This is a genomic window from Pseudomonas sp. NFACC25, from assembly GCF_900100935.1.
GTDB lineage: Bacteria > Pseudomonadota > Gammaproteobacteria > Pseudomonadales > Pseudomonadaceae > Aquipseudomonas > Aquipseudomonas marginalis.
This window is the reverse complement of the sequence record NZ_FMUC01000022.1, coordinates 82,652-95,958: the sequence shown is the minus strand read 5'-3', so window position 1 is coordinate 95,958 and position 13,307 is coordinate 82,652. Positions and strand designations below refer to the sequence as shown.

Genomic DNA, 13,307 nt, shown 5'->3' with positions numbered 1-13,307 from the left:
AGTTACCGCTACGACCCGTTTGGGCGGCGCATCAGCAAAACCGTGGACGGCATCACCACGGAGTTTTTCTGGCAAGGCGACAGGCTGATTGCCGAGCACCATGCGGATCGCCATCGCAGTTATCTCTATGAACCCGATAGTTTTAGGCCACTCGCCCTGCTGGAAGGATTCGGCCCAAAAGATACCAAGCCCTACCACTACCAACTCGACCACCTCGGCACACCGCAGGAGCTGACCGCCCCCGACGGCGAAATCATCTGGTCCGCCCACTACCGCGCCTACGGCCAGATCAGCCGTCTCGACAAAGGCAAAATCGACAACCCGCTACGTTTTCAGGGTCAGTACTTCGATCAGGAAAGCGGGCTGCACTACAACCGTCATCGCTACTACAATCCGGATATTGGGTGTTACCTGACGCCTGATCCGGTGAAGTTGGCGGGTGGGATCAACGCGTACCAGTACGTGCCCAATCCTACGGGGTGGATTGATCCGCTGGGCTTAAGCACCTGCCCTGGTGACGAATGCAAGCCTAACGCTCCTCCTATTTTTCCGAAGCCTAGCGTTAACGAAGGCGCGCCCGCTCTACCTCAACTGCCGAGCACTCAGCGACAGGCGAGAATAGATGAACTGACAGAGGTAAATGCAAAACAAAAAGTACTGGGTTGGGAACAGGAATACGATATGCACTCGGTTGAAAAGCATGGCCCAGAGATACCAGACAACGCTTTAAGGCAACGATCTATTGATGGAACGAATCCAACCACAGGGGAGAGGGAAACTATCAGTTCCAGCTCCCAATTTAAAACCTGGAGAATGCAGCTTCACGCTCTAAACAAAGCCATGGGTAGGATGCAAAGCAATTCACCATCTCCTACAGGTCTTGATGGAGCGGGTAACCCAGTAGTTATAGTCGAGCTACCCGGAGCTGGACGAGGCTACAAACCTAACCGGCGGGACGCAAACGATCCTAAGTACATTGAAAACATGGACAGAGCGGAGGTCAGATTTGATATAAACAATCCAACTCGGCCATTTACCGCATTCCCTAAGTGAGCAGACAATGCTGAAATGCCCATTCATGAATACACCTTACATTCCTAACATTTCTCATATATTGGGAGCCTTATCGATATACGACCTTGAGGATACAGTTGGCAAAGAACTATGGAAGTACGACCCTAACAATGAGAAAGACAGAGAGATAATTATTATTTCTTTTGTCCTGAAGAAACTTATGCATTTGTCATACAGACATCGCTTCGTATTGATGTCTGCACTCCGAGATGTGCTAGACAAACCCGACTTTGACTTTTCGAAAGAATTCGAAAGCGATTACGACGAATACATAACTATGGCTTGGGACGAAACAGAAATCGCCGACCCTAGAGGCTTCTTCGCCGATATCTACCGTTTAGCCAATGAGGTCTGGAAAGACGACCTGCAAAAAGCCAGCCTCGAAGACCAGTCAACGTGGTAGCGCTACCATTCTCCCTGACACCCCAACGCCCCCTGTGGCGAGCGAGCTTGCTCGCGTGGGGCCGCGAAGCGGCCCCAGTCAAGGCAATACGGTGTTTCAGGTAGATTGGCGGTGTCTGGTTTAGGGCTGCTACGCAGCCCAACGCGAGCAAGCTCGCTCACCACAAGTGTTCGCTCACCAGGGGGGGGTTACGTTGCCCTTAGATCCCAGCCAACGCCAAGTCCATAGCAAAGTAAGTAAAGATCAAATCCGCCCCCGCACGCTTGATCGATCCCAACGTTTCCCGCACAACCCGATCCTCATCGATCGCTCCCGCCTGGGCGCCGAACTTGATCATCGCGTATTCGCCGCTGACCTGGTACGCCGCCACCGGCAGGCGCGAGGCTTCGCGGATGTCGCGGATGATGTCGAGGTAGGCACCGGCCGGCTTGACCATCAGTGCGTCCGCGCCTTCCTGTTCGTCCAGCAGCGATTCGCGCACGGCTTCGCGGCGGTTCATCGGGTTCATCTGGTAGCTTTTGCGGTCGCCCTTGAGCGCGCTGCCGCCGGCTTCGCGGAAGGGGCCATAGAGGGCCGAGGCGAATTTGGTGGAGTAGGCCATGATCGGGATATGGGTGAAGCCGGCCTCATCCAGCGCACGGCGGATGGCCTGGACCTGGCCGTCCATGGCGGCCGAGGGGGCGATCACGTCGGCCCCGGCGCGGGCAGCGGCAACGGCCTGCTTGCCGAGGTTGACCAAGGTCGCATCGTTGTCGACATGGGCGCCGTGCATCACGCCGCAGTGGCCGTGGTCGGTGTATTCGCAGAAGCAGGTGTCGGACATTACGATCATGTCCGGCACCGCGTCCTTGATGATCGAGGACATCCGCGAGACAAGGCCGCGTTCCTTCCAGGTGTCGCTGCCGTTGGCGTCCAGATGATGGGACACGCCGAAGGTCATCACCGACTTGATACCGGCACGGGCATAGCGCTCGATCTCGGCAGCCAGCTTCTTTTCCGGGATGCGTTGCACACCGGGCATGCTGGTGATCGGCACGAAGTCGTCGATGTCTTCTTCGACGAAAATCGGCAGCACCAGGTCGTTGAGGGTGAACTCGGTTTCCTGGAACAAGCCACGCAGCTCCGGGGAGCGGCGCAGGCGGCGTGGACGGGCTTGGGGGAACTGGCTGGTCATGGCTGTCCTGAAAAAGTGGCGGGAAATCTTTGGGGCGAAAGCTTATGCCCCAAGGCCCCGGCAGCACAAATGCCCAGGGGCCAACAGTGTATTGCGGGGGCCGTAATAATGTATTGATCTAGAGCTGTAGTCGCCCGTCGATGCACACCGCGACAGCGCCACCGACCCAGATTTCATCACCTTGACGTTCGACCCGAATCCGCCCCGCACGCCCCATGGCCGTGCCCTGGCTGACCACGTAGCACTCAGGCGCGAGTCCTTCGCCGAGCAGCCATTGTGCGACGCCGGCATTCAGGCTGCCGGTGGCCGGGTCTTCCTGGGCCCCGTCGCCTGCGACAAAGGCACGCACCTCAAACTGCGCGTCCACGTCGTCAGCCGGGTTGCAAGGCGCAATCACGCCGACGGCCAGTCCCAGCAGCTGCGAATAGTCCGGCTGCAAGGCCAGGACCTGATCACGGTCAGCCAGCATCACCGCGAGCCACCCCGCGCCATTGTCGACCCACTGGCTGCGCACAATGGCCCCCGGCGCCAGGCCCAATCCCAGGCGAACGCGCTCCAGCAACGCGGAGTCCACAGCGCCGGCGCGCATCAACGGCGGTGCAATAAACGCCAGTTCATCGCCTTGACGCCGAATACGCACCAGGCCGATTTCACACTCCTGGATAATCTCCTCGCCTTGGGGCACCCCACCCGCCTTGAGCCACGCATGGCAACTGCCCAGCGTCGGGTGCCCGGCGAACGGCAGCTCCTGCAAGGTGGTAAAGATCCTCACCCGGTAGTCCGCCCGAGCATCGCGCGGTGTCAGCAAAAACGTGGTTTCACTGAGGTTTGTCCATTTGGCGAAGTCAGCCATCTGTTGGTCGCTGAGGCTGTCGGCACCCAGCACGACGGCCAGCGGATTGCCCTTGAGCGACACGCTGCTGAATACATCCAGTTGTTTGAAATCGAAAGTCGGCATGCTTCAGCTCGGAATATTCAGGCCACGGATGACTGCCGGCCGGGCGACAAAGCCGTCCAGCGCGCGCAGTACGTTAGGGAAGTCGGCAATGCCCACCAGATCGCCCGATTCATAGAAACCGATCAGGTTGCGAATCCAGGGGAAGGTGGCGATGTCGGCGATGCTGTAGTCGTCGCCCATGATCCAGGTGCGGCCGAGCAGGCGCTTTTCCAGCACCTCCAGCAGGCGACGGGATTCCGCGGCGTAACGGTCGCGGGGGCGCTTGTCTTCGTAGTCCTTGCCGGCAAACTTATTGAAGAAACCCAGTTGGCCAAACATCGGACCGATGCCCCCCATCTGGAACATCAGCCATTGAATCGTTTCATAACGTGTCGCCGGATCTTCGGAAAGCAACTGGCTGGATTTTTCCGCCAGGTAGATCAGGATTGCGCCTGACTCGAACAGCGCCAACGGCTGGCCCGCCGGGCCGTCGGGGTCGATGATCGCGGGGATTTTGTTGTTGGGGTTCAGGGACAGGAACTCGGGGGAAAACTGGTCCTGGGTCTCGAAACTGACCTTGTGCGCCTCATAAGGCAGGCCCAGCTCTTCGAGCATGATCGAGACTTTTACCCCGTTGGGCGTGGGCAACGAGTACAGTTGCAGGCGCTCCGGATGCCGGGCGGGCCATTTGCTGTTGATCGGGAACGCGGCGATCGGGTTCATCGGGAAACTCCCTGGCGGAAAGCCCCCATGATAATCATCTGACCCACGTCCTGCATGGGTCATCAATGCGCAACATCAGCGGGCTATTATCCCCCGTGGGCGAACCAATACGCCCGCGTGCACTCTTAAGTGCGCTCAAACGGTGAATGGAGGCACCTCGCTGTACCGACACGGAATACCCGCAGGACGCCCCAGGCGTCATTGGGGCCAGGCTTGTCCGCCTTAACGTGACGCACGAAGACTCGAACCCATAATGACGATCAAGCCTCTGCGCCTTGTGCAACGACTGCAACACTACGCCTACATCCTGTTACCCCTTTTGCTGGTGAGCGGCGCCATGGTTGCCGCCCTCGACGCCCGGGAAAGCCGCGCCCAACCGGTGGACGGCGTGCAAACCCTGGTGTTCCTGCGCCACGCCGAGAAACCGGCCGGCGGCCTGGGCCAACTCAATTGCCAGGGGTTGAACCGAGCAATGAACCTGGCCACCCTGCTGCCGGAAAAATTCGGCAAGGCCAACTTCGTGTTTGCCGCCAACCCGACGCGCAATGTCGAGGAAGGTGAGCTGGACAATTCCTACAGCTATATTCGCCCGTTGATGACCATCAGCCCCAGCGCCATCAAGCTGGGCCTGCCGGTGAACATCAAGTTCTCGGCCAACGACACCAGCGACCTGGCCGACGAGCTGGTGGAAGACAAATACCACAATGCCACCATCTACACCGCGTGGTCCCACGGCTACCTGCCGGAGCTGATCAACAAGGTGGCCAGTGAGGCCTCCGGCGAAAAACACACGATTACCGACGACTGGTCCGGCAGCGACTACGACACGCTGTACGTACTGACGCTGACCTGGCACAACGGCAAAGCCTCGCTGCTCAGCCGCAACTACAAGCAAGGCCTGAACGACGGTGAAGAAACCTGCCCGCAGCCAACACAGGTGAGTGCCGATAGCTGAGGGCGTATGATGCACCGCTATTGACTCATCTGCGGACCCTCCTCCATGCCCAACCTCGCCTCCACCCAGCCCGTCCGGGGCTGGTCGTTCTGGTGGAAACCTGCCCTGTTCCTACTGGTAGCCTGTGTCGGCCTCTACTACGTGAAGTGGTCGCCCTACTACTTCAAGGCGTTTGTTGCCGCTGACAACCACAGCATCGGCGCCTCGATCCTCAACGATCAACAAAGCTCGCCATTGGCAGCAGCGCTGGCCTACGCCCAGGTGTATTTCCTGGCGATCTGGAAGGCTGCCGTACTGGCGGTGATCCTCGGCTCGCTGCTGCAAGTGCTGATCCCCCGCGACTGGTTGCTGCGCCTGTTTGGCCGTGCCGGCCTCGGCTCGACCTTGCGCGGCGGGCTGTTTGCCTTGCCGGGGATGATGTGCAGTTGCTGCGCGGCGCCCGTCGCGGCAGGTATGCGCCGCCAGCAGGTGTCGGTGGGCGCGGCACTGGCCTTCTGGATTGCCAACCCGGTGCTGAACCCGGCCACGCTGGTGTTCATGGGCTTTGTGCTGGGCTGGGGCTTTACCGCCTTGCGGCTGGTGGCGGGCATTGTGCTGGTGGTCGGCGTGTCACTGGTGGCACAGCGCATCGCACGGCCGGACCAAGTGCCGGAAGTTGCCTTGGACGCGGTGGCCGAGGCCAGCCAGGTCGAAGCACAACCCTTCTTCAGTCGCTGGCTGCGTACCCTGTGGCAGCTGTTCTGGAGCACCATACCGATCTATATCCTGGCGGTGCTGGTGCTCGGTGCCGCACGGGTGTGGCTGTTCCCCCACGTGGACGGCGCCATGGCCAACAGCCTGGTGTGGCTGGTGCCCCTGGCGATTGTCGGCACGCTGTTTGTAATCCCTACAGCGGCAGAAATCCCCATCGTACAAACCATGATGACCCTGGGCATGGGCACCGGCCCGGCCGTGGCCTTGCTGATGACCCTGCCCAGCGTGAGCCTGCCGTCGCTGTTGATGCTGCGCAAGGATTTCGATGCGCGGGTACTGGTGACGGTGGCCGGGCTGACCATGCTGGTGGGCGTGGTGTGCGGGTTGATCGGCGCGCTTATTCTCTGAGGGCGCGCTCGCGCAGATAGGCCGTGACTGCGCCCTGCTCTCCCGCAAACTCGATGCGTGCGCCTTTGCTTTCACGCTGGAAGGCGTACATCGGGTCGTAATACTCGCGCAACAGCCCCTCAATCCAGGCGCGATGCAGGTCCACGGCGCCGCTGCGCAGCTGTTCCGCCAGGGCATCCTGCATGATCGCCTGCAACCGCTGGAAGCGCTCGCCGCCCAGGCGCTTGTGGATATTGGCCAGGCTCTGGGTCAGGCGCTCGGCAAACAGCGCCTGGCCCTGCTCACCAAACACCGCGATGAATTCTGCGCACAGGTCAATCACGTAATCGCGCAGGATGCGCTCGACACGGCCTTCGACGCTGTCTTCCAGCCACACCATCGGAAAGGTCTGCATGCCCTTGTGCAACGGCAACGGCAGCGCGCAGCTGCCGATCATGCGGCTTTCATCCTCGACCACGAACTGCTCGATACCGCCCGCACGTTTTTTCAGCAGGTCCACCGCCAGGCGGTTTTCGAAGTCGATAGTGGAGGGTTGCGCCGTGGCGCGTTTGCCGAAGCTGGAACCGCGGTGGTTGGCATGGCCCTCCAGGTCCAGGGCGTTGCGCAACTGGCCCAGCACCTCGGTCTTGCCGGTACCGGTCATGCCGCCCAGCAGCACGAAATCACAGTGAGCTGCCGCCTGGTCAAGGGTCTCCAGCAGGAAGGTCCGCATGGCCTTGTAGCCACCGCCGACCCGCGGGTACTCGATGCCGGCTTCGGTCTTCAACCATTGCTGCACGATCTGCGAACGCAGCCCGCCCCGGAAGCAATACAAGTAACCATCAGGATTGGCCTGGGCAAACCGTGCCCATTGTTCGATGCGTTCAGCCTTGATCGCCCCCGATACCAGCTCATGCCCCAGCACAATCGCGGCTTGCTGGCCCTGCTGCTTGTAGCAGGTGCCGACGCGTTGGCGCTCGTCATCGGTCATCAACGGCAGGTTGATCACGCCGGGGAACGCGCCCTTGGCGAATTCGACCGGCGCGCGGGTATCCATCATCGGCCGGTCGTTGAGGAAAATGTCGCGGTAATCGGTGATGTCAGTTGCCATCAAACCACCTCTACCGCGTGGGTCTGTCGCTCAACCAATTGGCCGATCGGCTCAAGGCTCAAGCCCAATTCAGCCGCCGTCGCGCGGAACCCGGCGTCGCCTTCAGGCGTGACCGCGATCAGCAGGCCACCGCTGGTCTGCGGGTCGCACAGCACGCGTTTGTGCAATTCCTGCAGACGCCCGACCTTGCTCGAGTAGCTGTCGAAGTTGCGCAAGGTGCCACCCGGCATGCAGCCCTGGTCCAGGTAGTCCTCGATCCCGGGCAGACGTGGGACTTTGTCGTATTCGATACGTGCGGTCACGGCACTGCCGTCCGCCATCTCCACCAAATGGCCCAACAGACCGAAACCGGTGACATCCGTCATTGCCGTCACACCGGCCAGCTTGCCGAAACGGCTGCCGGGTTTGTTGAGGGTGCACATCCAGTCACGGGCCAGGCCGATATCCACCTCACGCAACTTGCCCTTCTTTTCGGCGGTGGTGAGGATGCCGATGCCCAACGGTTTGGTCAGGTACAGGCGGCAGCCCACGGTGGCGGTGTCGTTGCGCTTCATATGGCGCTTTTGCACGATGCCGGTGACGGCCAGGCCGAAGATCGGCTCGGGCGCGTCAATGGAGTGCCCGCCCGCCAACGGAATACCGGCTTCGTCGCACACCGAGCGGCCGCCACGGATCACTTCACGGGCGATCTCCGGCGCCAGCACGTTCACCGGCCAGCCAAGAATGGCGATGGCCATCAACGGGTCGCCGCCCATGGCGTAGATGTCACTGATGGCATTGGTGGCGGCGATGCGGCCGAAATCGAAGGGATCATCGACAATCGGCATGAAAAAGTCAGTGGTAGAGACCACGCCGCGCTCATCGTCGATGGCATACACCGCCGCGTCGTCGCGGGAGGCGTTGCCCACCCACAGGTTCGGGTCGAGGTTCTGCGCGCCGCTGCCCGCCAGGATCACTTCCAGCACCTGGGGCGAAATCTTGCAGCCACAACCCGCGCCATGGCTGTACTGGGTAAGGCGAATCGGCTCGTTCATGGTGGACCTCAAGCTATCAAGTGGGCGGATTCTAACAGACAGCAAAAGGCCGGCTGGGCTCTTGTGAGCACAGCCGGCCTTTGGGGTTGCAGCGTTACTGCCGGGCAGCGAGCAGACGCTTGTGACGGTTGCGCCGAGCGATGTTCAGGCACTCGATGGCCGCCGAGAAGGCCATGGCCGCGTACACGTAGCCTTTAGGCACATGGGCGCCGAAGCCTTCGGCGATCAGCGTCATGCCGATCATGATCAGGAAGCCCAGGGCCAGCATCACCACGGTCGGGTTGTCGTTGATGAACTTGGCCAACGGCTCGGCCGCCACCAGCATCACGATCACCGAGGTCACCACGGCGATGATCATGATCGGCAAGTGCTCGGTCATGCCCACGGCGGTAATGATGCTGTCGATGGAGAACACCAGGTCAAGCAACAGGATCTGCCCGATGGCCGCAGCAAAGCCGATGGCCACGACATTGCCAGCGCTGGCTTTCTCTTCAGGCTCCGGGTCCATGCTGTGATGGATCTCGGTGGTGGCCTTCCAGACCAGGAACAGGCCACCGGCGATCAGGATCATGTCCTTCCACGAGAACGCCTGGCCGAGCACTTCGAACACCGGCGTAGTCAATTGCACGATAAACGCAATGGTGCTCAACAGGCCCAGGCGCAACACCAGCGCCATGCTGATACCGATGCGTCGCGCCTTGGCCCGATGTTTCTCCGGCAATTTGTTGGTGAGGATCGAGATAAAGATCAGGTTATCGATGCCCAGCACGATTTCCATCACGATCAAGGTGGCCAGGGCAATCCAGGCGGTAGGGCTGGCGGCCAGTTGTAAAAGGTAATCCATAGGTCAGTCCTGACGTTGTGCTGGGGAGATTAGGTTTCTTTGGTGTTCGATTCAGACTCGTTTTCTTCCTGATCATCCTTTTTTTGTGGATTGATCAGGCCATTTGTCGCTTCACTCAACGCCTGCTCGGCAGCTTTCTGGGTGTCATCGATGGCTTGCTTGGCCGACTCGGTGGCTTTGCCCATGACCTGTTGCGCGCTTTTTTCGACCTGATCGCAACCGCTGATCATCACCAATGAAAGCGCAAGCAACGATGCCGCGCCCAGGGAATTGAGTTTCATGATGTCTTCCTCGTTAGAACCATTGGGTCCAAATAGTGGCCCCGCGATAGCGAGGCATTCTATGCAGGCAAACAGTTCAGGAAAATTCGTATTTTTCTCGCGTATACTTCGGTTTTTACGAAGTGATGATCATCATGCTCAATTACCGACAGTTGCATTACTTCTGGGTAGTGGCCAAGACCGGCAGCATCGTGCGCGCCTGTGAGCAACTGAACCTCACGCCCCAGACCATCAGCGGGCAGATCAGCCTGCTGGAGCAAACCTACGGGATTGCGCTGTTTCAGCGGGTAGGCCGCCAGCTTGAACTCACCGAAGCCGGGCGCCAGGCCCTGCCCTATGCCGAACAGATGTTCCAGACCGGCAATGAACTGGAGGCGATGCTGCGCGCGCAGCCCAATGAGCAACAGATCCTGTTTCGGGTCGGTGTGGCGGATGTGGTGCCCAAGTCCATCGTGTACCGGCTGATCGCGCCGACCATGGAGTTGAGCGAGCCCCTGCGCATTACCTGCCGGGAAGACAAACTCGAGCGTTTACTGGCCGACCTGGCGATCCAGCGCCTGGACCTGGTGATCTCCGACAGCCCCATGCCCTCGCACCTGGATATCAGGGGCTACAGCCAGAAACTGGGGGAATGTGGCATCAGTTTTTTCGCCACCCAGGCATTGGCTGACAGGTACGCCGGTGACTTCCCACAGTGCCTGCACGGCGCGCCCCTGTTGATCCCCGGCGCGGAAACCGTAGTGCGCAGCCGTTTGCAGCGCTGGTTTGCCGAGCAGCAGATCCTGCCCAGGATCATCGGCGAGTTCGATGACAGCGCCTTGATGCAGGCCTTTGGCCAATCCGGCAGCGGGATCTTTATCGCGCCCAGCGTGATCGCCGATGAAGTAGTGAGCCAGTACGGGGTGGCGTTGATTGGCCAGACCGATGCCGTCACCGAGTCGTTCTACGCGATCTCGGTGGAACGCAAGGTCAAGCACCCCGGCATCGTGGCGATTACCGAAGGTGCACGGCGAGAGTTGTTTACCGCCCTGCCCTGAGCGTTCAGGCGTTGGACGCGACCGCTGGCCTGGCGGTCATCAGCCACAGCGCCAGCAGCATCGACACCAGGATAAACCCGGAAGCGGCAAAGCCCAGGCTGCCGAGGCCGAGGGTGTCGATCACATGCCCGCCGACCATGGCCCCCAGGCCAATGCCCAGGTTGGCCCCGGCGATATTCAACGACGCCGCAAACGCCGGCGCATGGGGTGCGGCCTTCATCAACCGCACATGGCTGACCAGGAACAGCGCCGCTTGGGTCACGCCCCACACCGCCATCGCCGCCGCCAGGCCGACCGTGGAGTGGATCGCCGGTACCAGCGCGACCATGCCGGCGATCATGAAACCGCAGAACACCATGGAGGCGATCAGCGGGTGACGGTCCACCGCACGCCCGCCCAGGGAGTTGCCGATCAGCCCCACTGCGCCAAAGCCCATCAGGCACCAGCCCACCAGCGTGCCGTCGAAACCGGCCAGGCGCTCAAGGATGTCCGCCAGGTAGGTATACGCGGTGAACATGCCGCTGAATACCAGGACCGACAACAGGATATGGCCTTGCATCAGCGGGTTGCGCAGGATCTTGAACTGCGAGCGCAACGACACCTGGTCGTTCTTCGGTTGGGTCACCGGCAGGTAGATAAACAGCAGCAAGGCCTTGGCCAGTGCGACCACGGCGAGGATCGCAAACGCGGCGCGCCAGCCGAACATATCGGAAATCAGCGTGCCCACTGGAATCCCGAACACCGTGGCGCAGACGATGCCGAAGCCGATCTTTTCGATGGCGCGCCCGGCGTATTCGGGGCCGACGATATCCACTGCGGTTTCACTGGCCAGGGCCCAGAACACCGGCAGGCCCAGGGCCGGGATCAAGCGCGCCAATGCCATCACCCAGATATTCGGCGCCAATGCGGCCACGGTATTGGCCACGCCGAACAGGAGCAGGATGCTGATAAACAGACGCTTGCGGGGGAAACGGGCGCAGTAAGCCGTCAGAAACGGACCAAAGGCCGCCACGGTAAACGCAAACAAGGTCACCAGCAGGCCGGCCTGGGACACGCTGACGTTGAGGTCCCGGGCAATGGACGGCAACAGGCCGACGATAACGAATTCTGTGGTCAGCACGGTAAAACCGGCGGCCGACAGCAGCAGGATGGGAAACAGCATGAAAACTCCAGAAACGGCGACATCAACGACAGCCCGAAGGGCCCGCTGACGGAGAGGAAAGGTGAGAGGGCAGAATCTTAACAGAGTATGTCCGGCTTTTGCGAAGCCCCGGCGACCCAATGCCGCAGCGGCCGGGACAGGTCCAGCGGCATGCTAGACTTCGCGCCCTGCTTCCTACAGCCCTTTCCGCCTGCATTGCTGTGCCCTTAAAAAAACTAGAGACAACCTTCATATGACTGCTGCCCCTTCCCTTTTCCAACGCCTGGCCCGCATCAGCCTGGTCACGCAAATCGTCATCGGCTTGATCGCCGGCATCCTGCTGGCCCTGCTCTTGCCGGAGGCGGCCAAGGCCACCGGGTTTATCGGCAAGGTATTTGTTGCCGCGCTCAAGGCCGTGGCGCCGATCCTGGTGTTTGTGCTGGTGATGGCGTCGATCGCCAACCATAAACACGGCCAGGAAACCCATATCAAGCCGATCCTGTTCCTGTACCTGCTGGGCACCTTTGCCGCCGCCGTGGTGGCGGTGATTGCCAGCATGTGGTTTCCCTCATCGCTGGTGCTCGCTACCCATGACGCCACCGTGAGCGCTCCCGGCGGCATCGGCGAGGTCTTGCAAAGCCTGCTGTTGAGCGTGGTGGACAACCCCATCAGCGCACTGATGAACGCCAACTTCATCGGCATCCTGGCCTGGGCCATCGGCATGGGCATTGCCATTCGCCATGCCGGCGAAACCACCCGCACGGTGCTCGACGACCTGTCCAACGGTGTGACCCTGATCGTGCGCGTGGTGATCCGCTTCGCCCCGCTGGGTATCTTCGGCCTGGTGGCCTCGACACTCGCCACTTCGGGCTTCGGCGCCCTGCTCGGCTACGCCCACCTGCTGGTGGTGCTGATCGGCTGCATGCTGTTCGTGGCACTGGTGGTCAACCCGGCCATCGTGTTCTGGAAACTGCGCCGCAACCCGTTCCCGCTGGTGCTGATGTGCCTGCGCGAAAGCGGCATCACCGCGTTTTTCACCCGCAGCTCCGCAGCGAATATCCCGGTGAACCTGGCCTTGAGCAAACGCCTGGGCCTGCATGAAGACACCTACTCGGTGTCGATTCCACTGGGTGCCACGATCAACATGGCCGGTGCTGCGATCACCATCACCGTGTTGACCCTGGCGGCCGTGCACACCCTCGGCATTGCCGTGGACCTGCCGACCGCCGTGCTGCTCAGCGTGGTCGCGGCGATCTGTGCCTGCGGCGCGTCGGGTGTGGCCGGCGGCTCGCTGCTGCTGATTCCCCTGGCATGCAGCCTGTTCGGTATCCCCAGCGAAATCGCCATGCAGGTGGTGGCCGTAGGCTTCATCATCGGTGTGCTGCAGGATTCGGCGGAAACCGCACTCAATTCGTCCACCGATGTGCTGTTTACCGCGGCCGCGTGCCTGGGCAAGGAAGAGCAGTCGGCTTAAGCGCCAGGCGTAAAAAAGCCCGGGGTGGTTCAGGAATGA

The 13,307-nt window shown here is 60.8% G+C and carries 14 protein-coding genes; 6 read left to right on the top strand and 8 right to left on the bottom strand.

Translation table 11 applies throughout. The annotated features are described in order from the left end of the window. A partial coding sequence (locus tag BLQ09_RS29835) for an RHS repeat domain-containing protein (protein WP_139202146.1) occupies nucleotides 1-1,053 on the top strand: 1,053 nt, incomplete at its 5' end. Between the two features lie 25 nt (nucleotides 1,054-1,078). After that, nucleotides 1,079-1,477, top strand: a complete 399-nt coding sequence (locus BLQ09_RS29830; RefSeq protein WP_315899086.1) for a hypothetical protein — start codon at nucleotides 1,079-1,081, stop codon at nucleotides 1,475-1,477. A gap of 199 nt (nucleotides 1,478-1,676) precedes the next feature. On the opposite strand, the gene hemB is transcribed toward BLQ09_RS29830, so the two are convergent. The 3 genes from hemB to BLQ09_RS29815 all read right to left on the bottom strand — a co-directional run bounded on the left by hemB (nucleotide 1,677) and on the right by BLQ09_RS29815 (nucleotide 4,311). Next, nucleotides 1,677-2,651 carry a porphobilinogen synthase gene (gene hemB / locus BLQ09_RS29825; protein ID WP_027603168.1) on the bottom strand — a complete coding sequence of 325 codons (975 nt, stop codon included), beginning with the start codon at nucleotides 2,649-2,651 and terminating at the stop codon, nucleotides 1,677-1,679. A 118-nt stretch (nucleotides 2,652-2,769) separates the two neighbouring features. Then, entirely contained in the window at nucleotides 2,770-3,609 is an 840-nt protein-coding gene (locus BLQ09_RS29820; protein ID WP_027603167.1) for a PhzF family phenazine biosynthesis protein, read from the bottom strand. A 3-nt stretch (nucleotides 3,610-3,612) separates the two neighbouring features. Next, complete coding sequence (locus BLQ09_RS29815) at nucleotides 3,613-4,311, bottom strand: glutathione S-transferase N-terminal domain-containing protein (RefSeq protein ID WP_027603166.1); 699 nt, start codon at nucleotides 4,309-4,311, stop codon at nucleotides 3,613-3,615. Nucleotides 4,312-4,564: 253 nt separating this feature from the next. Between BLQ09_RS29815 and BLQ09_RS29810 the strand changes: the two genes are divergently transcribed. Together BLQ09_RS29810 and BLQ09_RS29805 are read left to right on the top strand one after the other, a co-directional pair. Then, a complete protein-coding gene (locus BLQ09_RS29810) occupies nucleotides 4,565-5,266 on the top strand; it encodes a hypothetical protein (protein WP_027603165.1) in 702 nt (233 codons plus the stop codon). Between the two features lie 45 nt (nucleotides 5,267-5,311). Continuing rightward, nucleotides 5,312-6,367, top strand: coding sequence for a permease (locus BLQ09_RS29805; RefSeq protein ID WP_027603164.1), 1,056 nt, complete (start codon nucleotides 5,312-5,314; stop codon nucleotides 6,365-6,367). On the opposite strand, the gene mnmH is transcribed toward BLQ09_RS29805, so the two are convergent. The 4 genes from mnmH to BLQ09_RS29785 form a co-directional block, all read right to left on the bottom strand. After that, nucleotides 6,357-7,457: a tRNA 2-selenouridine(34) synthase MnmH gene (gene mnmH, locus BLQ09_RS29800; protein ID WP_027603163.1), complete on the bottom strand. Its 1,101-nt coding sequence runs from the start codon at nucleotides 7,455-7,457 to the stop codon at nucleotides 6,357-6,359. The genes BLQ09_RS29805 and mnmH overlap by 11 nt on opposite strands. Further along, entirely contained in the window at nucleotides 7,457-8,491 is a 1,035-nt protein-coding gene (gene selD, locus BLQ09_RS29795) for a selenide, water dikinase SelD (RefSeq protein ID WP_092359622.1), read from the bottom strand. Before selD ends, mnmH begins: the two co-directional genes overlap by 1 nt. Nucleotides 8,492-8,585: 94 nt before the next feature. Next, entirely contained in the window at nucleotides 8,586-9,335 is a 750-nt protein-coding gene (locus BLQ09_RS29790; RefSeq protein WP_027603161.1) for a TerC family protein, read from the bottom strand. A 29-nt stretch (nucleotides 9,336-9,364) separates the two neighbouring features. Next, a complete protein-coding gene (locus tag BLQ09_RS29785; RefSeq protein ID WP_027603160.1) occupies nucleotides 9,365-9,616 on the bottom strand; it encodes a hypothetical protein in 252 nt (83 codons plus the stop codon). Nucleotides 9,617-9,750: 134 nt separating this feature from the next. On the opposite strand from BLQ09_RS29785, the gene nhaR reads away from it, so the two are divergent. After that, on the top strand, nucleotides 9,751-10,653 hold the full coding sequence (nhaR, locus tag BLQ09_RS29780) for a transcriptional activator NhaR (RefSeq protein WP_092359629.1): 903 nt from the start codon (nucleotides 9,751-9,753) through the stop codon (nucleotides 10,651-10,653). A gap of 4 nt (nucleotides 10,654-10,657) precedes the next feature. Here the strand turns inward: nhaR and BLQ09_RS29775 are convergent, their stop codons facing one another. Beyond that, a complete protein-coding gene (locus BLQ09_RS29775) occupies nucleotides 10,658-11,815 on the bottom strand; it encodes an MFS transporter (RefSeq protein ID WP_027603158.1) in 1,158 nt (385 codons plus the stop codon). Between the two features lie 232 nt (nucleotides 11,816-12,047). Between BLQ09_RS29775 and sstT the strand changes: the two genes are divergently transcribed. Then, nucleotides 12,048-13,268 (top strand): serine/threonine transporter SstT, encoded by a 1,221-nt coding sequence (gene sstT, locus BLQ09_RS29770; protein ID WP_027603157.1) that lies wholly within the window; start codon nucleotides 12,048-12,050, stop codon nucleotides 13,266-13,268. Nucleotides 13,269-13,307: the final 39 nt, after the last annotated feature.